Annotated in this window: 15 protein-coding genes, 1 rRNA gene and 3 pseudogenes; 8 read left to right on the top strand and 11 right to left on the bottom strand. The window is 60.0% G+C overall.

Annotation, left to right across the window (positions count from 1 at the left end):
• Positions 1-346: pseudogene (locus AC1DVE_RS30320) on the bottom strand (type VI secretion system tip protein VgrG); the annotation flags it as partial.
• 586 nt (positions 347-932) lie between these two features.
• On the opposite strand from AC1DVE_RS30320, the gene AC1DVE_RS30315 reads away from it, so the two are divergent.
• Complete coding sequence (locus tag AC1DVE_RS30315; protein ID WP_223454681.1) at positions 933-1,268, top strand: DUF6124 family protein; 336 nt, start codon at positions 933-935, stop codon at positions 1,266-1,268.
• A gap of 99 nt (positions 1,269-1,367) precedes the next feature.
• Here AC1DVE_RS30315 and AC1DVE_RS30310 read toward each other — a convergent pair.
• The 3 genes and pseudogenes from AC1DVE_RS30310 to AC1DVE_RS30300 all read right to left on the bottom strand — a co-directional run.
• Positions 1,368-1,805, bottom strand: a pseudogene (locus AC1DVE_RS30310) (methyl-accepting chemotaxis protein); the annotation flags it as partial.
• Between the two features lie 150 nt (positions 1,806-1,955).
• A pseudogene (locus AC1DVE_RS30305) lies at positions 1,956-2,594 on the bottom strand (PAS domain-containing protein); the annotation flags it as partial.
• 207 nt (positions 2,595-2,801) lie between these two features.
• Positions 2,802-4,115: an MFS transporter gene (locus AC1DVE_RS30300; RefSeq protein ID WP_223454680.1), complete on the bottom strand. Its 1,314-nt coding sequence runs from the start codon at positions 4,113-4,115 to the stop codon at positions 2,802-2,804.
• 201 nt (positions 4,116-4,316) lie between these two features.
• On the opposite strand from AC1DVE_RS30300, the gene AC1DVE_RS30295 reads away from it, so the two are divergent.
• The 3 genes from AC1DVE_RS30295 to AC1DVE_RS30285 all read left to right on the top strand — a co-directional run bounded on the left by AC1DVE_RS30295 (position 4,317) and on the right by AC1DVE_RS30285 (position 7,672).
• Positions 4,317-5,735, top strand: coding sequence for a short-chain fatty acid transporter (locus tag AC1DVE_RS30295; protein ID WP_223454678.1), 1,419 nt, complete (start codon positions 4,317-4,319; stop codon positions 5,733-5,735).
• 95 nt (positions 5,736-5,830) lie between these two features.
• Complete coding sequence (locus AC1DVE_RS30290) at positions 5,831-7,003, top strand: hypothetical protein (RefSeq protein WP_223454676.1); 1,173 nt, start codon at positions 5,831-5,833, stop codon at positions 7,001-7,003.
• Between the two features lie 144 nt (positions 7,004-7,147).
• Entirely contained in the window at positions 7,148-7,672 is a 525-nt protein-coding gene (locus tag AC1DVE_RS30285) for an SET domain-containing protein (protein WP_223454674.1), read from the top strand.
• Between the two features lie 6 nt (positions 7,673-7,678).
• Here the strand turns inward: AC1DVE_RS30285 and can are convergent, their stop codons facing one another.
• The gene (can, locus tag AC1DVE_RS30280; RefSeq protein WP_150728035.1) at positions 7,679-8,323 is read right to left on the bottom strand and encodes a carbonate dehydratase; all 645 of its coding nucleotides are present in this window, start codon (positions 8,321-8,323) and stop codon (positions 7,679-7,681) included.
• A 168-nt stretch (positions 8,324-8,491) separates the two neighbouring features.
• Between can and AC1DVE_RS30275 the strand changes: the two genes are divergently transcribed.
• Positions 8,492-8,896 carry a serine kinase/phosphatase gene (locus AC1DVE_RS30275; RefSeq protein WP_223454673.1) on the top strand — a complete coding sequence of 135 codons (405 nt, stop codon included), beginning with the start codon at positions 8,492-8,494 and terminating at the stop codon, positions 8,894-8,896.
• Positions 8,897-8,905: 9 nt separating this feature from the next.
• On the opposite strand, the gene rimI is transcribed toward AC1DVE_RS30275, so the two are convergent.
• Complete coding sequence (gene rimI / locus AC1DVE_RS30270) at positions 8,906-9,358, bottom strand: ribosomal protein S18-alanine N-acetyltransferase (RefSeq protein ID WP_223454671.1); 453 nt, start codon at positions 9,356-9,358, stop codon at positions 8,906-8,908.
• Entirely contained in the window at positions 9,351-10,097 is a 747-nt protein-coding gene (locus AC1DVE_RS30265) for an energy transducer TonB (protein WP_223454774.1), read from the bottom strand. The genes rimI and AC1DVE_RS30265 overlap by 8 nt, the downstream gene beginning before the upstream one ends.
• A gap of 238 nt (positions 10,098-10,335) precedes the next feature.
• Between AC1DVE_RS30265 and mksB the strand changes: the two genes are divergently transcribed.
• The 3 genes from mksB to mksF are packed head-to-tail and all read left to right on the top strand — an operon-like array spanning position 10,336 to position 15,141.
• Positions 10,336-11,613, top strand: a complete 1,278-nt coding sequence (gene mksB / locus AC1DVE_RS30260) for an Mks condensin complex protein MksB (RefSeq protein WP_223533843.1) — start codon at positions 10,336-10,338, stop codon at positions 11,611-11,613.
• Positions 11,603-12,304 carry an Mks condensin complex protein MksE gene (gene mksE / locus AC1DVE_RS30255; RefSeq protein WP_007997015.1) on the top strand — a complete coding sequence of 234 codons (702 nt, stop codon included), beginning with the start codon at positions 11,603-11,605 and terminating at the stop codon, positions 12,302-12,304. The genes mksB and mksE overlap by 11 nt, the downstream gene beginning before the upstream one ends.
• On the top strand, positions 12,301-15,141 hold the full coding sequence (mksF, locus tag AC1DVE_RS30250) for an Mks condensin complex protein MksF (RefSeq protein WP_223533842.1): 2,841 nt from the start codon (positions 12,301-12,303) through the stop codon (positions 15,139-15,141). Before mksE ends, mksF begins: the two co-directional genes overlap by 4 nt.
• A 212-nt stretch (positions 15,142-15,353) precedes the next feature.
• Here mksF and AC1DVE_RS30245 read toward each other — a convergent pair whose 3' ends face one another.
• The 4 genes from AC1DVE_RS30245 to rrf all read right to left on the bottom strand — a co-directional run bounded on the left by AC1DVE_RS30245 (position 15,354) and on the right by rrf (position 19,180).
• Entirely contained in the window at positions 15,354-17,657 is a 2,304-nt protein-coding gene (locus AC1DVE_RS30245) for a PqiB family protein (protein WP_223533841.1), read from the bottom strand.
• The gene (locus AC1DVE_RS30240) at positions 17,650-18,273 is read right to left on the bottom strand and encodes a paraquat-inducible protein A (protein ID WP_150728041.1); all 624 of its coding nucleotides are present in this window, start codon (positions 18,271-18,273) and stop codon (positions 17,650-17,652) included. The genes AC1DVE_RS30245 and AC1DVE_RS30240 overlap by 8 nt, the downstream gene beginning before the upstream one ends.
• Positions 18,260-18,919, bottom strand: coding sequence for a paraquat-inducible protein A (locus tag AC1DVE_RS30235; RefSeq protein ID WP_223533840.1), 660 nt, complete (start codon positions 18,917-18,919; stop codon positions 18,260-18,262). Before AC1DVE_RS30235 ends, AC1DVE_RS30240 begins: the two co-directional genes overlap by 14 nt.
• 145 nt (positions 18,920-19,064) lie before the next feature.
• Positions 19,065-19,180: ribosomal RNA gene (gene rrf, locus AC1DVE_RS30230) — 5S ribosomal RNA — on the bottom strand.
• Between the last annotated feature and the right edge of the window lie 85 nt (positions 19,181-19,265).

Genomic DNA, 19,265 nt, shown 5'->3' with positions numbered 1-19,265 from the left:
GTTGCAGGGTGACTTCGTAGCGGGCTTCGTCGATTGAGCCGGACAGGCGCTGGCAGGCGGTGATGCGGCCATAGACGGTGCGCAGGGGCTTGGGCGGTTTGGGTACTTCCCAAGAGGCCACGCGCAGGGTCGAGGGGTCGGCGAACAGGTTGAATTCGGCGTACTGGCCGATGAATTTTTCCGCGCCGATGTCGAGGTCGCTGGCGGTGAATTCGATGCGGTAGAGGTAGGGTTGGCTGAGGTACTCATGACCCTCGAAGGTGAGGACGTCGAGGTGGGTGTCGAGTCCGTCGACCTGCAGTTTGTGGCGGCTGTGGTCGAAGAAGACGGGCAGAATGGTGTTCAAGTACGGACCTCCCTGGGACATTGGGGGAGGCTTCATTTCCATCCCCGTTCAAGCGCTCGACAGCTTTCAGGAAGGAAAAAAAGGTTGATATAGGATGCTTCCGGCGCACTCGTAGGATGCGTCCGAGTGTTGACGCCCCTAGCCTGTAGGATCGTTCGCCATCTTGTCGGCGCCCAGTGCCGCGGCTGCTTTTTGACAGGGTTAAACCGTTCGGGTCGAACGCTACTCCAGAGCGCAAACCCTGCTTGTTTAAAAGGCCTCAAGGTTACTTCGTGAAAGCCACAGCGCCTTGCGTCGTTGCCTACAGTTACCCCAGAATCCGCCGGCTTGTGCGCTTTGGGGGCGCTCGGTAACTTGCTCCGCGTCACTGATTGTCAGTGATCGGGTTTAGTCGCCCGGCTAGTTTTCCTCGGTTGTACCAGTGTCATCCAGTCAGGCATCCGCCTGCACTTGATGGTGGCTGTGCGCATGGCGTCTTCGGGCGCGCCGGGTTTTGGGAAACTTTACCGGTCGACTAACTTGCGCACGGCCACCACCCTTCCGTTTAGTCGCGAGATGGTTGTGGCCCTTACTGGAGAAAATTCCCATGTTCAAGGTCACACCGAATCCGCCGGACACTGATCCGACATCCCCATCAATAGATTCCGACTCAACTTCTCCCGACCGCATCCCCTCAGCCGCCGACATCCGCGCCACTCCACGCAAACTGTGCACGATGTTTTTCGTCAATTCGGAGCTCGACATCGAAACCCTGCTAGCCCATGCCTGCGAGTCGCTGGCCTCGGCAAACGTCATGACCATGGATCTGGCGGATCGTACGGAGGGGACGAGTCGCAATACCCTGCTGGGGATTGCCCAAGTCATCATGCTGGGGGAACTGGCGGTGAACCGGGCGCTGTATCGGATTGATCCGCCCGAATAGAAATCAAAAGATCAAAAGATCGCAGTCTGCGGCAGCTCCTACATTGGATTGGCGTACATCCTGTAGGAGTTGCTGCTGCGATCTCTTAACGATTAGACACTAGTTGGACAACTGATTGGCAAACTGCCCCACCGCATTGACCACTTTCTGCGCGCCGTCCTGGATCTCGACAATCACCGTACCCGCTTCCGCCGCCAGTGCCAGGCCCTGTTCGGCCTGAAGCTTGCCGTCGGTCATCAGGGCCACGGCGTTACGCGCCATGTCCTGGTTCTGCCGCACCACGAGGACGATTTCGTCGGTGGCCTGGCTGGTGCGCGAAGCCAGTTGCCGAACCTCATCCGCCACCACGGCGAACCCCCGCCCCTGCTCGCCGGCACGCGCTGCTTCGATGGCCGCGTTGAGCGCCAGCAGGTTGGTCTGTTCGGCAATGCCGCTGATGGTTTTGACAATGGTACCGATCACCAGCGACTGCTCGTTCAGGGCTTCGATGCCATCGCCAGCGGTTTGCATATGCTTGGCCAGGTCGCGCATCACGTCCACGGCCTGGGTCACCACGGCGTTACCGCGCTGGGCGCTTTGGTCGGTTTGCTGCGAGGTGCTGTAGGCAATGTTGGCAGCCTCGGCGACGGCTTGTTCCTGATTGACCTGATCGGTAATCACCGTGGCGAATTTCACCACTTTGTAGAGATTATTGTTGGCATCGACCACCGGGTTGTAGGACGCCTCTAGCCAGACTGTACGACCATGGCTGTCGACTCGTTTAAAACGGTTGGCCACGTATTCGCCCGCGTTCAGGCGACGCCAGAAGTCCTGGTACTCGGCACTGTTGTACTCCTCCGGCAGGCAGAAGGTGCGGTGATGCTTGCCCTTGATCTGCGCCAGGCTGTAACCCATGCCACTGAGGAAGCGGTCGTTGGCGGCCAGCACGTTGCCATTGAGGTCGAATTCGATCACCGCCGTGGAGCGCACCAGCGCGCCGATCAGGTTCTCGTGTTCGCGGGAGGCTTCGATGGTGCGGGTCAGGTCGCTGGAGAAAATCGAAAAATGCCTGATCCGCCCATCCGCCGAGCGCACCGGTTGCAGGATCGAACGCAACCACGCTTCCTGGCCCGTACCGCGCAACAGGCGCACCGCGCCGGCGAAGTGCTCGCCACGGGTCAGCGCGTTCTTGAAACGCTGCTGGAATTCATCGGATTTCACGTGGTCCGGGACGAAGTCGTCAATATGTCGGCCAATCAGATCGCCGCTCTTGTAATGCATTTCGCCAAGGAAGTTCTGACTGACCGACTGAACCCGTCCATCGCTGTCGAGGGTCAGCACCAGCATCTCGCTTTCCAGACTTTCCTTCACTTGCTGGAGGCTCGAGAGTTCTTCACGAAGAGCTGACAGCTCCTGCTTCAAGCGTTTATTGAACATGGGAAAGCACCGATGGACAGGGGTAGAAAGCGATATGCAGCCTAACCATCGGCCTTGGAAACATTTACTTAAGCGTGTTTCAGGCTTGCCCTGTAAAAATAGTTACGACGCGCACAATCAATGCGCACCAGCAGCAGAACAGCCTGCGATTCTCGGCATCCGCGCACCGAAGTACGCCGCACTGCCCACGCCCACCGCGCCCATCACCGCACTGAACATCACGCAGATCCATGGACTCCACGGCATCAGGCCGATCAACAACAGCGGTGTGACACTCGCCCACGCGGCGTAGGCAATGTTGTAGGTGAACGAGATACCCGAGACGCGAATCCGCGGCGGGAACAGGCTGACCATCACCGATGGCACCGCGCCGACCACCCCGCAGCACAGCCCTGCCACCGCGTAGGCCAGGCCGATCCAGTCGCCGCCCATGATCAGGCAGGCATACAGCACGCCGATGCCCAGCGGCAGCAGCAGGCTATAGAGCATCACCGTGCGCCAGGCGCCAATGCGGTCGACCAGCAGCCCGGCGAGCACGCAGCCGATGTTCAAGAACACGATGCCCAGTGCGCTCAAGGCGAAGGTATGGCTGGCGGTCATGCCAAAGGTTTTCTGCATCATGGTCGGGGTGATGACCACGAACACCACCACCGCCGAGGTCAACACACAGGTGAGAATCATCGCCGGCAAAATGGCCAGGCGATGCTCGCGCAAGACCGTGCGCAGCGGCAGTTCGCCGGCCGCCTCGCGTTGCGCCTGCATGGCCATGAACACCGGGGTTTCGCTGAGCCAGCGACGCAGCCAGACGCCAATCACGCCAAACACGCCGCCCAGCAGGAACGGGTAACGCCAGGCGTAATCGAGGATTTCCGCCGGAGTGAACGCCTGCGCCAGGAAGGTTGCGGTCAATGCGCCGATCAAATAACCGAAGGTCAGCCCCGCCTGCAAGAAACCCAGGGCATAACCGCGATGGGCGATGGGTGCGTGCTCGGCGACGAATACCCAGGCACTGGGTACCTCACCGCCCACCGCCGCGCCCTGGAGGATGCGCAGGGCCAACAGCAGTAAGGGTGCGAAATAGCCAATTTGCGCGTAGATCGGCATGATCCCGATCAGCAGGCAGGGCAACGCCATCATCAGGATGCTCAGGCTGAAGACTTTCTTGCGCCCCAGACGGTCGGCGAAGTGCGCCATCAGGATGCCGCCCAGCGGTCGCGCCAGGTAACCGGTGACGAAGATCCCGAAACTTTGCAGCAGGCGCAGCCACTCGGGCATTTCCGGCGGGAAGAACAACTGGCTGAGGGTCAGGGCGAAAAACACGAAGATGATGAAATCGTAGATTTCCAGCGCCCCACCGAGGGCGGCGAGCCCGAGGGTCTTGTAGTCCGAGCGGTTGAACGGCGTCAGGCGCGAATCGGTGTTGGCAGTCATGAAAAGAACTCTGGCACAGGCAAAAACCAAGGCGCCCATGGTCTACGCAAATGCACCGACGGACAACCCGTTAGACCAAAGTCCCATAGCCACAAAACAGCCCCGCAAAATTCCTCGGCTTGAATTAATGTTGGCGTCTGTCCAGACGGGCGGTTACTGCCCCGAAGACCACAACAAACATAAAAAATCCGAGGTACCCCCGTGGCCGCTGATATCGAAGATAGCCGCTCCGCCCGCTTTGCCCTGCGCTGCTCAAGTTTTGCCGAACGCTGGTTTCCCGACTCCTGGGTGTTTGCTGCCCTGGCGGTGATTATCGTGGCCCTGGCCACCCTGGCGATGGGCGCCAAACCCACCGATGCCGCGATGGCTTTCGGTGACGGCTTCTGGAGCCTGATCCCCTTCACCATGCAGATGGCCTTCGTGGTGATCGGCGGTTATGTGGTCGCCAGTTCGCCGCCAGCGGTGAAGCTGATAGACCGTCTGGCCAAACTGCCGAAAAACGGCCGCTCCGCCGTGGCCTGGGTCGCGTTGATTTCGATGGTCGCGTCGTTGCTGAACTGGGGCCTGTCCCTGGTATTCGGTGGTTTGCTGGTGCGCGCCCTTGCCCGTCGTACCGATCTGAAGATGGACTACCGCGCCGCTGGTGCTGCTGCCTATCTGGGGCTTGGTGCGGTGTGGGCCTTGGGCCTTTCGTCGTCCGCAGCACAATTGCAAGCCAACCCGGCGAGCCTGCCGCCGTCGATTCTGTCGATCACCGGGCTGATTCCATTCACTCAGACGATCTTTCTCTGGCAGTCCGGCGTGATGTTGCTGGCCTTGATCGTCATCTCGCTGATCATTGCCTACGCCACCGCCCCTGGTCCGAACTCGGCGCGTGATGCCAAGGCCTGCGGCGTCGATCCGAGTTTCAACCTGCCGCCGCTGCAACCGCGCACCCGTCCCGGCGAATGGCTGGAATACAGCCCGCTGCTGATGATCCTGCTGGTGCTGCTGGCCGGTGGCTGGCTGTTCCACGAGTTCTCGACCAAACCGGCGATCAGTGCGATTTCCGGGCTGAACACCTACAACTTCCTGTTCATCATGCTCGGCGCCCTGCTGCACTGGCGCCCACGCAGCTTTCTTGACGCCGTGGCCCGTGCGGTGCCAACCACCACCGGCGTGTTGATCCAGTTCCCGCTGTACGGCTCGATCGCCGCACTGATGACCACCGTCAAGGGCGCCGATGCGCAGACCCTGGCGCACCACATCTCGACCTTTTTCGTCAGCATTGCCTCCCACGACACCTATGCCCTGCTGATGGGCGTGTACTCGGCAATCCTCGGTTTCTTCATTCCGTCCGGTGGCGGCAAGTGGATCATCGAAGCGCCGTACGTGATGCAGGTGGCCAATGACCTGAACTATCACCTGGGCTGGGCCGTACAGATCTACAACGCCGCCGAAGCCTTGCCGAACCTGATCAACCCGTTCTACATGCTACCGTTGCTGGGCGTGCTGGGGTTGAAGGCGCGGGACCTGATCGGCTTCTCGTTCGTACAGTTGCTGGTGCACACGCCACTGGTGCTAGTGTTGTTATGGGCACTGGGGACGACGCTGGCGTATTTGCCGCCGGTTATGTCGTAACCATAAAAAAGGGCCGGTATTGATATCGGCCCTTTTTGTTCCGCCCCGTCTGTTTCAGTAACTGCTGGTCTTAATACGCTGAAAAGGATCTGAGCATGTTCAAACTCGCGGCACTCACCCTCGCAGCCCTCACCCTGAGCACCACCGCCCACGCCGATGTCAATTTGAAGCTAGGCACTACCGAACGCGTTACCCGCCTCTTCGCCTACCCCAACAACTGTAACGTGATCTGCTTTCGCAACTGGACGCTTGAGCAAACCGTCGAGCATTACCTGACCCAGAGCGTGCAGCGCGATGGCTACGGCGACGCGAAGGTTCTGGTCAAAACCGACAATGGTCAGCTCCACGCAGAAATCATCGGCGTGCCCGACGGGTATGAAAAACCTTTGGCAGCGCTGCTCAATGCCGGCGACCTGGCCTATAGCGGCGCCAACAAACTGAATGCCGACGGCAAGTGGGTGTATAGCTGGTACCTGTTCCTGCCACTGGGCATGGCCCTGGAGAACCGCAAAAGTGTCGAGCTGCTGCACTTCCCGCCCGACTATTCGCTGACCCAGGCCCAGGATTACCTGAGGTCCGCCACCACGGATCGTTGGGCCACGCTGCTCACCGCCAATGGCATCCCGGCCGAGCAGACGCCGGGCTACCAGACGATCATCGACATCGCCCCGATTGCCGCGCCGTCCAACGCGGGCAAGGACCTCGAAGGCGTCTACGGCTACTTCAAGGATTACCAGACCACCATGGTCAAGGAGGTCAGCCTGAACGCCAGCGGCGCAGCCCTGCCGATGGTCGCCTTCGGTACACCGGTGCGTAACTGGATCAAAGAGCAATACGGGCAGACGGTGAACGTGTTGAGCCTGGTCCAGATCACCCCGGACAACGGCGTGAAAGTCCCCGTATTGGGCTCCAACCACCCGAGCTATATTTGGTATGCCGCCGATCCGGCAAGCTATACCGGCAGTGACGCCCAGGCCAAGGCCGATGCGGCAGGCCTGAAAGTCATGGGCCAAGATTTGAGTGCTGCGTGCTGGCAGGCCACCATGGGCCGCCAACCGGACAGCAATCCGGACGTTGAGCTCAATACCTGCAGGCAAACCTGGCAAGTGGCCCGGAAAGAAAAAACCTGCGAGCTGTTCTACACCTCGGTCCGCAACTTGTCGCCCCAACAGGCCGCGGGCAAATGCGCGACAGCTTCGATCGTGTCCCAGCTCAAACAGCTCAAGACCCCAGCGCCAGCCACGGCGAAACCTGCTCCGCCGTTGTAACCCGATGAACGGCTGCCAACCTGTCACTTATGACAGTAGACCGCCCGTAGTATCTGCGGGAGGCTTGGGCTGAACCCATGTGCTGCTGTGCTGACAGGACCGTCGGCGCAAGGAAGTCGCAGCACCCAGCAGACAGGGATCGTTATGAAAGCTCACGCCCCTCAACGAAAACACCCACAACCGCCGCAAGGTGTTTACCCCTTTTCGGAGCTGCCCGTTCGCCTGGGATTTCCTTCCCTGGCCGACTTCGAAATCATTGAAAACGCCAAGGGTGAGGCCACGGCTATTGCCGCGCGGCGCGAATTCCCGCGAATCACTCGTATCTGCCGGGCGTCGGGGCATTTGCTGCCCTATCGCTGCCGGCATACCCGCCAGCTCGCCCCGGGTGTGCACGTCTACGACCCGCGCTTCTGCGGACTGTTGCGACACTCCTGCGACCCCAATGTCTTTCTCGACTTGAGCGAGTTGTGGTTATGGGCGCTGAAGGACATCAGCAAGGGGGACTGGCTGACCATGGACTTCGCTGCCACCGAAGACAAACTGCAACGCCAGTTCGCCTGCCAGTGCGGCTCATACGAGTGCCGTGGCTGGATTACCGGCTACGATGAAGAGCCGAACGCCGACGGCCAGCTGTTTTTGCAACAGTGGCGTCGGCGAAGTCTGTATTGAAGGGTTTCACAGAGGTTCGAACGGACGCAGGCGGTACTGCGGCGGCAGTTGCTCGAAACCGCTGATGGTCGCATTCAGGCTCTTCCAGCGGCCATCCTTGATGCCGTAGATGCAGCCGTGGACCGACAGGCTCTGCCCACGGTGCCAGGCGTTTTGCACAATGCTGGTGTGCCCGACATTGGCCACCTGCTGGATCACGTTGAGTTCGCAGAGGCGGTCGACACGCTCCTCTTCGGTGGCGTATTTGGCCAGCTCTTCGCGCTTTTCATAATAGAGATCGCGAATCGAACGCAGCCAGCCGTCGATCAGGCCGAACTGGCGATCCTGCATCGAAGCACGCACACCGCCGCAGCCATAATGGCCGGTGACGAGAATGTGTTTGACCTTGAGTACATCGACCGCGTACTGAATCACCGACAGGCAGTTGAGGTCGGTGTGCAGCACGACGTTGGCCACATTACGGTGTACGAACAGATCGCCCGGCAGCATGCCGACGATCTCGTTGGCCGGCACCCGGGCGTCGGAACAACCGATCCACAGGAACTCAGGAGTCTGTTGGCGAGCCAGCTTGGCGAAGAAGTCAGGATCTTCCTCCTTGATCGCAGCGGCCCAACGCTCGTTGTTATCAATCAGATCTTGTAATTCGTTCATGCTTTGAAGCCTCAAGAATGATGCGCAGCTTTGACTGACAACCGTCCGTCGGGGTCACGCGCGAAATGCAGATGCTCTCCTGATCCGGAACACGGGGCTCCATGCCGGTGGAATTATCGGTTGCCACGTGGGTCAACCGTAGTAAGGCCTACAGTATGAGGAATTACCATGAATGATTCACGACGTCCGTACGATGCGGTGCAACCGGAACCCGTCGATGACAACGAAGACCGCATGGGCTCGGTGCGTGAGCTGGATTTCGACGCCGAAGAACCCAGCGCCAGAATCGGTGACGAACTGCCGGAAAAGGAGCGCGAGCAACTGATGCCGCGCCGCCGCCGACGTGAAGCGGGCCTGACTGATGCCTCGACCAGTGACCATCAACCTACCGACGACGACCTGAGCCCGGAAACCCTGATCCGTGAAGACGGCGCCCGGGATGCCCATGAGGCGGGCAATGATAGCCGTGCGGATTGGGACCTGAGCATTGTCGATGAGGACGATATTGGCGGTGGCAATGGCCTGGATGAGGCTGAACTGGCGCTGCGCGATCCTCTCGACAAAAAACGTTGATCCTGTGGCTCAATCCACCAAAGTGCAGGCCATGACCACCGCATCTTCGCGCCCGCCCACCGCCGGGTAGTAATCCCGACGCCGGCCGATTTCGTTGAAACCATATCGCTCATACAGCTTGAACGCAGCGGTATTGCTGTCGCGCACTTCCAGGAAACACTCCCGGGCGTCGGCCTTGTAGGCAATCGACATCAAATGCTCAAGCAATGTCAGCCCCAGGCCACGGCCCTGGTTTGCCGGCTTGACCGTAATGTTCAGCAGGTGCGCCTCGTCGAGGATGATCTGCACCACACCGTGGCCGACCTGCTGCTGACCTTCGAACATCAGCCAGATCTGATACTTGCCCAGGCCATCGAGGAAAATCCCGCGGGTCCAGGGATGGCTGTAGGCCGCGTATTCGATTTTCAGTACAGTTTCCAGGTCCGCCTCGGTCATCGGGCGAAACGATACAGCGTCACTCATTCGATTCTTTCCAGCGCGCCATCAGCCGACGCATGGCTTGCCAGACATCAGCCTTACGCTGTGGCTCTTCCATTAATAATTCCAGGCCCGGCACCGCCCAGGCCGAGCCCAGGCCTTCGATCTGTAATTCGCGATTGAACGCCTCGGCATCCGCCTCGCCGGCAAATCGCACCGCAGGCAGGCCGATCAGCCACAAGCAGGCGCAGGGCGTTTCTTCCATGCGCACCGAGAGAAAACCTTGCACGAAGTCGCGGGCCGCTTCCGGGCCCTGGTCCATCGTGCCACGCACCAGCAGCGGCCAACGCACCGGCTCACCGACAATCTGCGGGCTGTCCGGCAGACCGGCGGCGCGCAGCATGTCTTTGAGCAGCATGTAAGCAGGATCGCGAGTCTGGAAGGATTCACCTGTGGGTAACTCCACCAGCAGCAGGCAACGCCCGGCCCGCAGCAATTGCAGAGCGAAACGCGGCGGCGGCACGACCGGTGCCTTGGCCACCACGGGCGCCTCTTCGGCCTCTTCCACCGGTTTGGCACCGGTGCGGGTGCTCGCCAGCGATGGTCGCGGCACCTCGATCTTCGCCCGCTCGGCCGGCTTGACCACAGGCGCCACGGGCGTTTCAGCCACCGGAGCCGGCGCAACAGGCACGACGACAAGCGGCTCAGGGATCGCCAGCAGCTCGGGCCGCGACGGCGCGGCAAAGGGCAATTCGGTGCGCGGTAGCCAGTTGACCACCTGCATGGCGGCCAGATAAGCGCGACGACGGGACTCGATAAGCAAAGGTCGGCCACTTGTGGATAACTAAAGTGCGCTGATTCTACCGCCGTTCGCTCAAGATCGCCCGCGCTGTTGATCGATAGACTTCACCGATAGTCTTTCCACCTATGAAAAATGGCGACAGCCCGTCCCGAGAGTGAATCGCATTGTCCCCGATGCAGTACAATCGCGGCTTTTAATCGCCAACCAGCCGGCCATTCCGATGATCGAACCCAAGCGCGTCTTGCGCGCCCTCGCTGAACACTGGGCACTTCTGGAGCCTCTGTGCGAGCACTTCGACCAAGGCACACTGAGCCTGAACGAACTGCGCACGCAACTGGCCGCCCAGCAACTCGACAGTACGCCGCAGGACATCACCAGCCTGCTGGACGTGTGGATTCGCCTCGACATCCTGGTTCCCGTGGCCAAAAGCCCGAACCGTTTCGAGCTCAATGCGCAGATTCACGACTTCCTCGCCTATCTGCGCCGTGAACACCGCCTGGGCCTGTGCCTGGAAATCGAAGCCTACCTGCGCCACCTCGAGCGTCTGGCCGGTTATATCCAGGACGCGTTCGATATCCGCGACGGCAATGACCTTGCGCGCCAGTTGCGCCTGCTCGACATGCGCGTGCGGGACGTGCTGAAAAAACTCGATAACGACGAACAGGCACTGGTGGCCGTCGCCGAACGGGCGAAAACCAGCGACCGGCAGATTCCGTTGCGCCAGCGTTACGCTGAAGTGCTGGCGACCTGGGACGAATACGTCGAGCCGATGATTGATCTGGTGAACGCCGACGGCGCCTTCGAACAAGGCGTGCGCAAGGTCGAAACCGTCCTGCTGAAGATGCTCAGCGAACAGCAGCGCCTCGGTCACCTGGTCGACGACGACATGCTGCTGCGCACCCATGCGCGCATCCTCGAAATGCAGACCAGCGCCCAACTGACCCTGCGTCACGCCCGCGAGCTGCTGCTGCCGCTGCGTGAAGAAGCGCGCCGGCACAACGCCGTGACCCGTGGCGCGGCATTGGCCTTGTCGATGATCCGTCGCAAGGGCATCGACGCCGTGCCACAAGCGGCGATGCCGATGCTCACTCGTCCGCAGAGCACCTTCCTCGGCAGTGCCAGTCAGGTCGAAGCCTACGTTTATGCGTTGGCCCGCTTCGAACCGAAACCGACGCGCTTCCCCAAGGCGCACAAGACCCAGAAAGGCGAAGCACCACGGGCGCCACGCACCGTTCGGGAAATGCTCGAACGCTGCGAAGACGCCCTGCCGATGCCGGACCTGATGACCTGGCTGCTGGAGCAAGAACCGGACGGCGCCACCGACGAATTGCTGTACTGGTTCTCGCGCCTGTCGCGGGAAAAACGCTTCACGCGCGAGCGTCTGGAACGTCGCGACTACTACACACACGAGCATCAGGTCAGCCTGCGCTCCTTCGCCCTGCTCTCGGTCAGCGACACCGCCGCCGAGGATTCTGCGAGCACTCCCTATGCATCTTGATCTATCCGAACTGTCCCAGCTGGCGCCGATCTTTCGCGAGCTGTTCAAGGGTTATCACGTCAGCCGCCGCGATCCGGAGCTGTACGCACAGTTGTCGAACTTCCAGGACCAGTACCGCACGCTGTTCAAGGCCTTGGGCTTTGAACTGGTCTGCGACACCCGCGGCTTCTACTACTTCGTGCCGGACCTCGCGGCGGCGGCGGTGAACAAGACTGCCCAGCGTCTTGCGCTGTTCACCTTCATCCTCGTCGAGCACCTGGCCGACCAGGGCCGCGACCCGATCTCCGTGCTCGATGGCGGCAGCCTCGGCCGCGATGAGCTGCCGTCGTTGCTGGAAAAGTACCGCGACCTGTTCATCCAGGCCGAAGTGCAGACCCAGGACGAGCTCGAAGAAAAGATCATGCGGCGCATGACCCAGCTCGGTTTCGCCAGCGAAGAAAACGGCATCTACCGTTTCCTGCCGCCGATGCACCGCTTCCTCGATGTGTGCCTGTCGGTGCAGCAGGACCGCGATCTGGCCGCCAGCCTGCACAGCGTCCTGCCGTTGCCGGTGCCGGTGCTGATCGACGAAGACAGCGACGAAAAACTGCTGCAGACCGATGACCCGCTCGACCTTGCAGAATTTGAAGATGAAAGCGAAGAAGACGCCCTGGCCCGCGCCATCGCCGAAGAACAGGAGCTCGACGCATGAGCAAGGAACGTTACGGCATCCGCCGCTTTGCCCTTTTGAACACCGCCGGCTACAGCCTCGGCCTGTTCCCGCTGGAAGAGCCGCTGTCGGTGTACGGCGCCAACAACCTCGGTAAATCCGCCTCGATCAATGCCCTGCAGTTCCCGATCCTGGCGCGCATGTCGGACATGAGCTTCGGCAAGTACAGCCTGGAGCAGTCCCGGCGTTTCTACTTCGCCTCGGACACCAGTTACATCCTGGTCGAAGTGAACCTGCCCCACGGCCCCCACGTGATCGGCGTGGTCGGCCGCGGCCCGGGCGGCGGCTTCGGTCACCAGTTCTTTGCCTATGCCGGCAAACTGGACCTGGCCCACTACCAGAAAAACGACACCTGCCTGCGCCAGAAAGAACTGTTCACCAACCTTGAGCGCGGAGGCCTGAAAGCCTACGAACTCAAGCCGGACGAACTGCGCCGTTTGCTGGTCGGTGGCCACACCTCGATTCCGCTGGACCTGACCCTGATTCCGCTGCGCTCCACCAGCGAGCAGAGCCTGAAGACCTTCCGCGCGCTGTTCATCAACCTGCTGCACATGCGCGAAATCACCGCGGCCAAGCTCAAGCAGCTGTTCCTCGATGCCTTCGAACACAGCCTGCGTTCCGGCAGCGTCGACTACATCGCTGCGTGCGAAGAAGCGTTCCGCGATGTACGACGCATGGAGCAGGACTACAACTCGCTGGTCGCCGCCGGCCCGTTGGTCGAAGCCCTGGCCAACGGCGTGAAGCAACGCGACATCCTGCGCGGCAAGCTGCACCGGATCTCGCCCCTGCTCGATTCGCTGCTGGGCACCTGGTCGGACTACGCCAGTGCGCGCAAGGAAGAGCTGACCATTCAGGCCGAGCACTACCGCAACGAGCAGGATGCCCTGCAAAACGACCAGCGTGGTGGCACTCAGGAACTGATGCGCCTGGAGCGGGAAATCACCGGCATCCAGCGCTGGCTCGGCGAATTGTCGGTGCTCAAGCATCACTTTGCCCTGATCGATGACGTCAAGGTGCTGGAGCAGCAACTGCTGGCCGCCAAGGACGCCCACGACGAACTGGCCGGTGCGCTGGCACAATCGCGCCAGTTCAGCGCCGAAGACCTCGACGAGCGCCTGCGCGACCTGGAAAAACGTCTGAAGTCGGTCAAGCAGCAACTCGATCACGCCGACAACAACAGCTATGCCCGACTGCGCGAAGAATTCTCGCAGCAAGACGTCGAACGCCTGATGCGCCTGTTCAACAGCGCGCTGTTCAGCCTGCCGCTAGGCGAACACGGCATCACCCTCGACGAAAACGGCGACTGGGTGAAATCCGTGGAGCTGATCCTCGACGGCTTCAAAGGCGAACGCTTCGAAGTGCCGGGCCTGTCCATAGACATCTCCCACATCGAGCCGCCGGCATTGCAGGCCCTGGCTGACCGCGCGGCCCTGCGCGACCAGAAGGAACGCCTGGACAAAGAACTCAAGCAACTGAAGACCCAGCAGGCCGTGGCCGCCGACCGCGCCGCGAGCAAGACCCAGACCGAAGTGCTGTACCAGCAAGTGCTGGATGCGCAGAAAGCCCTGGAAGATTTCCGTCGCGCGCAAACCCTGAGCGCCGAGGAAGGCGACAAGCTGGAACAACTGGCGCAGATGGAGGCCGCACAGGACGAATTGAAGCGTTCCAGCGATGCCTTCACCGAGCGCGTCCAGCAACTGTCGGCCAAGCTGCAACTGGTCGGCCGCCAGATCGGCGACATGGAAGCCAAGCAACGCACCCTCGACGACGCTCTGCGCCGTCGCCAGTTGTTGCCGGCAGACCTGCCGTTCGGCACACCGTTCATGGACCCGATCGACGATTCCATGGACAATCTGCTGCCGCTGCTCAACGACTATCAGGACAGCTGGCAAGGCTTGCTGCGGGCCGACGGCCAGATCGAAGCGCTGTACGCTCAGGTGCGCCTCAAGGGCGTGGCCAAATTCGACAGCGAAGACGATATGGAGCGTCGCCTGCAACTGCTGATCAACGCCTATGCGCACCGCACCGACGAAGCCCTGACCCTGGGCAAGGCTCGCCGTGCCGCCGTGACGGACATCGCCCGCACCCTGCGCAACATCCGCAGCGACTACGACAGCCTCGAACACCAACTGGCGCTGTTCAACCGCGAGATCAACAAGCGTCAGGTCTCCAACCTGCAAAGCTTCCGCATCGTGCTCGCCCCGAACAAGGAAGCGCTCAAGCACATCGACCAGATCATCCACAGCGCGGGTCAGTACGAAGAAGGCGAAACCCTGTCGGTCTTCGACCTGAGCCAGAGCGCCGAGCAGGACAACAAGAACGAAGAGGCCAAGGAATACCTGGCGCGGCTGGTGGCGGCCAACCACAACCAGCTCGGCCTCAAGGACTTGTTCGAGCTCGCGTTCGAAATCACCAAGGTCAACGGTCAACCGGTGATCCACACCGACATCGATGGCGCCGCTTCCAACGGCACCACCATGACCATCAAGGCGCTGACCAACATGTACTTGTTGCTGCACTTGATGGACCGTGACCAGGCTGGTCGCGTGCGTCTGCCGTACTACCTCGACGAGGCGGCGGACATCGATGAGAAGAACCAGGCCGCCTTGCTGGAAACCAGCCTGCAACTGGGTTTCGTGCCGATCCTGGCGAGCGTGAAGCCGCAGGTCTGCGCCAGTGTCGCCATCGACCTGGAAGGCGGCAGCGGCCCGGCCGGCATCTACATCGATGAGGCAGACTGGAAGTACATCCGTCGTCACGATCAGGTGAAGGCGACGGTCAACGAAGAAGCGGATGAACCGGAGCTGGATGCGGTCTGAGGCTTGAATCGAAGGCAATAAAAAGGCCGCGGTCCAATGGATCGCGGCCTTTTTCATAGGTGTGTCATTTAGCTTTGCAATGAACTTCAGGGCCTCTTCGCGGGCAAGCCCGCTCCCACATTTGATTGCATTTCTTCAGGAACAACCCAGTCCCCTGTGGGAGCGGGCTTGCACCGGGAAGGCGTCATCACTGACGCCACATAACCCTCAGACTATTTACCCAGCGAAATCTTCGGCGCCCAACCCAGCCATTCCTCTTCAAACTTGTCGAACAGCGCAAACGTCTGCTCCGGTCGCGCCGGGCTGCCCATGCGCTCCCCATCCGGCGTGGCAAAGGCGACACCGCCCTGAATCATCGTCTCCAGGGATTCAGTGCGCACCGTTGCACCTTTGAACAGACCGACATCGAAGTCGAAACCGCTGGCGTTCCAGAACCGTGTACCGCTGCGTACCAGTGGCGCGTACTTCGGTTCGATCAGGATATGGATCAGTACGCGATCAGCGGTCTCGCCCAGCTCATAACCGGTCACCTTGCCCACGGTGATTTCGCGATACGTCACTGGCACGCCGGCCTTCAGCGAACCGCGACGGGCTGCGCTCAGCACCAGACTCAATCCCGCTTCCTGCTTGGCAGTTTCGGGCGCGACGGCCAAAGCGACAAAGTTCTTCTGCGGTCCCAGGTTCTTCGGTGCCGGTTGCACCTCGATGTATTGCCCGGTCACCAGGGTTTCGAGGTTGGACGTCTTGATCAGGCCCAGCTCAGGCTTGACCACCCAAAACTGACTGCCGACCCGGGCGATACGCTCCGGCACTTCGGTAATCCGCGCGGTCAGCAGCACCGATTGCAGGTCCTCGCTGAGATCAACATCCTCCACCTTGCCGACATCCAGCCCCTTGAAACGAATCGGAGTGCCGGTACGCAAGCCATCAGCGCGATCGAGCTTGAGCGTAATGACTTCGCCTTTCTGCGTAGCATCTTCATGGTTCGCGAACAGACGGAAACGTGGAATACGCTTCTGCAACGGGGCTTTGTCTTGCGGGGTCTCGAAGGCAATGCCGCCGGCCATCAAACTCTGCAACGACTCGCTTTTAACCTGGACCCCGCCGGTCAGCCCGCCCGTGAGGGTGATGCCACTGGCGTTCCAGAAGCGCGTCGAGGCGTTGACCAGGCCTTCGTATTCCTTCTCGATGTGCACGCCAATGATCAGTTGTTTCTTGGTGCGTGAGAACTGATAGCTCTGTACGGAGCCGACTTTAACCTGCTTGTAGAGAACCGGGCTGCCGACTTCCAGCGAGCCGAGATTTTCCGTGAACAACACCAAATGCAGGCCAGGTGCACGTAGATCCAGCGGCGGTGCCTTGGCCCGTGCCGCAAACTCCCGTTGTGGCGCCGAACCCTTGTCGCCAGGCCGCACAGCGATGTAGTTGCCTTTGACCAACGCCTCGAGACCGGTAATCCCCGCCAGGGAAATCGACGGTTTGACCACCCAGAACTGGGTGCCTTCGACCAGGTAATCCTCGGCCAATGGGTCCATCGTCAATTCGGCGGTGGCCCCGGACAGGTCAGGATCGACCTTCAGCGCCTTGAGATTGCCGACCTGAATGCCTTTGTACATCACCGGCGTACGACCGGCCTGCAAGCCTTCGAAGTCGCTGAGCTTGACCTTGACCCGGATACCGGCCGCCGCTGCATCGAAGTCTTCATAGAGTCTGAACGGCAGGCTTGGGTCGGTAGGCGGGCTGTCCTTGCGGTTTTCAGGTGTAGCGAACGCAATACCACCGGCGACGATGCTGGCCAAGGATTCACTACGAACCTTCACACCCGACAGATTGGCATCGATGCTGATGCCGCTGGCGTTCCAGAAACGTGTGTGCTTGCGCACCAGTTTGGCGTAAGTCGGCTCAATGAAGACCTTGAGCTCGACGGTGCTCTGGTCCTCGGACAACACATAGCTTTTGATCTGGCCCACTTTAATCTGTTTGTAGAACACCGGACTGCCACGGTTCAGCGAGCCCAGGCGATCAGCCTTGATGGTCAAGTGCAGACCGGGCTGGGCATCGGAAAGCGGCGGCTCCTGGGCCAAAGCCTTGAACTTACGGACCGGCTCGCCTTCCCCCGGGCTGATGGCAACATAGTTACCTGAAACCAGCGTCTCAAGACCGGTAATCCCTGCCAACGTCACGCTCGGCTTGACCAGCCAGAAACGCGTACTGGTTCGCAGGTATTGCTCTACGTCCTTGTTCATTTCGATGCTGGCGATCACGCCTTTGGAACTGCCTTCGTCATCGAGCTTGAGGCGTTTGACCTTGCCGACCGACATGCCCTTGTAGACGACTTCCGTCTTGTTGGCCTGAATGCCTTCGCCACTCTCAAAACGCACCTGAATCTCGATGCCGGTCTCGTTATAGGCACGCCAGCCGAGCCAGCCGCCGATGATCAAGGCGATGAGGGGCAACACCCAGATGGCAGACCAGTTCGAAGCCGGTCGGGTTTTCGCTACAGGCAAATCAGTCATGGTCGTCGTCCGACTCCGTGTTATCCCAAATCAGTCGGGGATCAAAAGTTACTGCGGCAAGCATCGTCAGAATCACCACCGTGGCGAAAGCGATGGCGCCAGGATTGGCTTCGATGCTGGCAAGCCGCCCAAAATTCACGACCGCCACGAGGATGGCGATCACAAAGATATCGAGCATCGACCAGCGGCCGATGAATTCAATGAAACGGTACATCCAGATGCGCTGGCGAGCCGAAAGGGGCTGACGGCGCTGCACGGAAAACAGCAACAAACCAATGCCCACCAGCTTGAAGGTGGGCACCAGGATACTGGCGATAAACACCACGGCCGCAATGGGAAACATGCCGTAGTGCACCAACTCGATGACACCCGCCATGATCGTGCTGGGCGCACCTTTGCCCAAAGAGTTCACGGTCATGATTGGCAACAAATTGGCCGGTATGTAAAGAATGGCGGCGGTAATCAGCAATGCCCAGGTGCGCACCAGGCTATTCGGGCTACGGGCATGCACCAGCGCTCCGCAGCGTGTACAGACTTGCTCATCGGTATCAGCTTCCTGCCTGTTCAATTCATGACATTCCTTGCAAATCAGAATGCCTGCATCAATCGCCCGCATGGGCATCCTCTCCTGATAACGCTTGCCAGATCTGGTGAGGCGACATTACGACCTCCAGCCAGACTTGGATCAGCAACAAACCAATGAAGCACACCAGGCCGAGGCCTACGGTGATGGTTGCCATATCTGCCAGTTTTACGATCGCCACCAGTACGCCCATGAAGTAAACCTCGAGCATCCCCCATTCGCGTATATGGTGATAAATGCGATAGAGCAACAAGCCGTAGCTGCGTCCGACATCAAAACGGATACTCAACAATACGGCCAGTTGGCACAGCAGCTTGAGTAGCGGAATTCCTATGCTGCACAGGAACACCACCACTGAAACACTTTGCATGCCTGTGTCAAAAAGGGCGACAACACCGCTCCAGACAGTGTCTTGCGACGATTGCCCGAGTAGATTGAGCTGCATGATGGGTAAAAAGTTCGCCGGAATAAACAACAACAAGGCGGCGATGACCAGAGCGAGACTGCGCTGTACGACGTTGTAGCGATTGGCATAAAGCTCGTAGCCACAGCGCGGGCACAGGGCTTTTTCGCCATGGGCGAGCTCGGGTTTACGCATGAGCAAGTCGCACTCATGGCAGGCAACCAGATTTTCTAGTGGTAATTCTGACAGCTCTTTGGCGTCAACCGAATCCGGCATAAGCGCTCTGACTCTGAAAAAGTTGGACCTATTCTAGTGTCCCGGGACAAAAATAACTGCGCCAATTTGTGCTTGATTGATCGTGCTTTTTCTACGCCAAAAACAAAACCCCAACTGCTTTCGCAATTGGGGTTTCGGAATTTAATCTTGACGATGACCTACTCTCACATGGGGAAACCCCACACTACCATCGGCGATGCATCGTTTCACTGCTGAGTTCGGGATGGGATCAGGTGGTTCCAACGCTCTATGGTCGTCAAGAAATTCGGGTACTGAGTCGTGACCGGTTGGTCTCGCTTCAGCAAATTGGGTATGTGATAGCTTCGGTGTTTTGTGAGTATCTCGA

The organism is Pseudomonas sp. P4_B4, from assembly GCF_056402255.1.
This window is presented reverse-complemented; position numbering and strand designations above follow the sequence as displayed.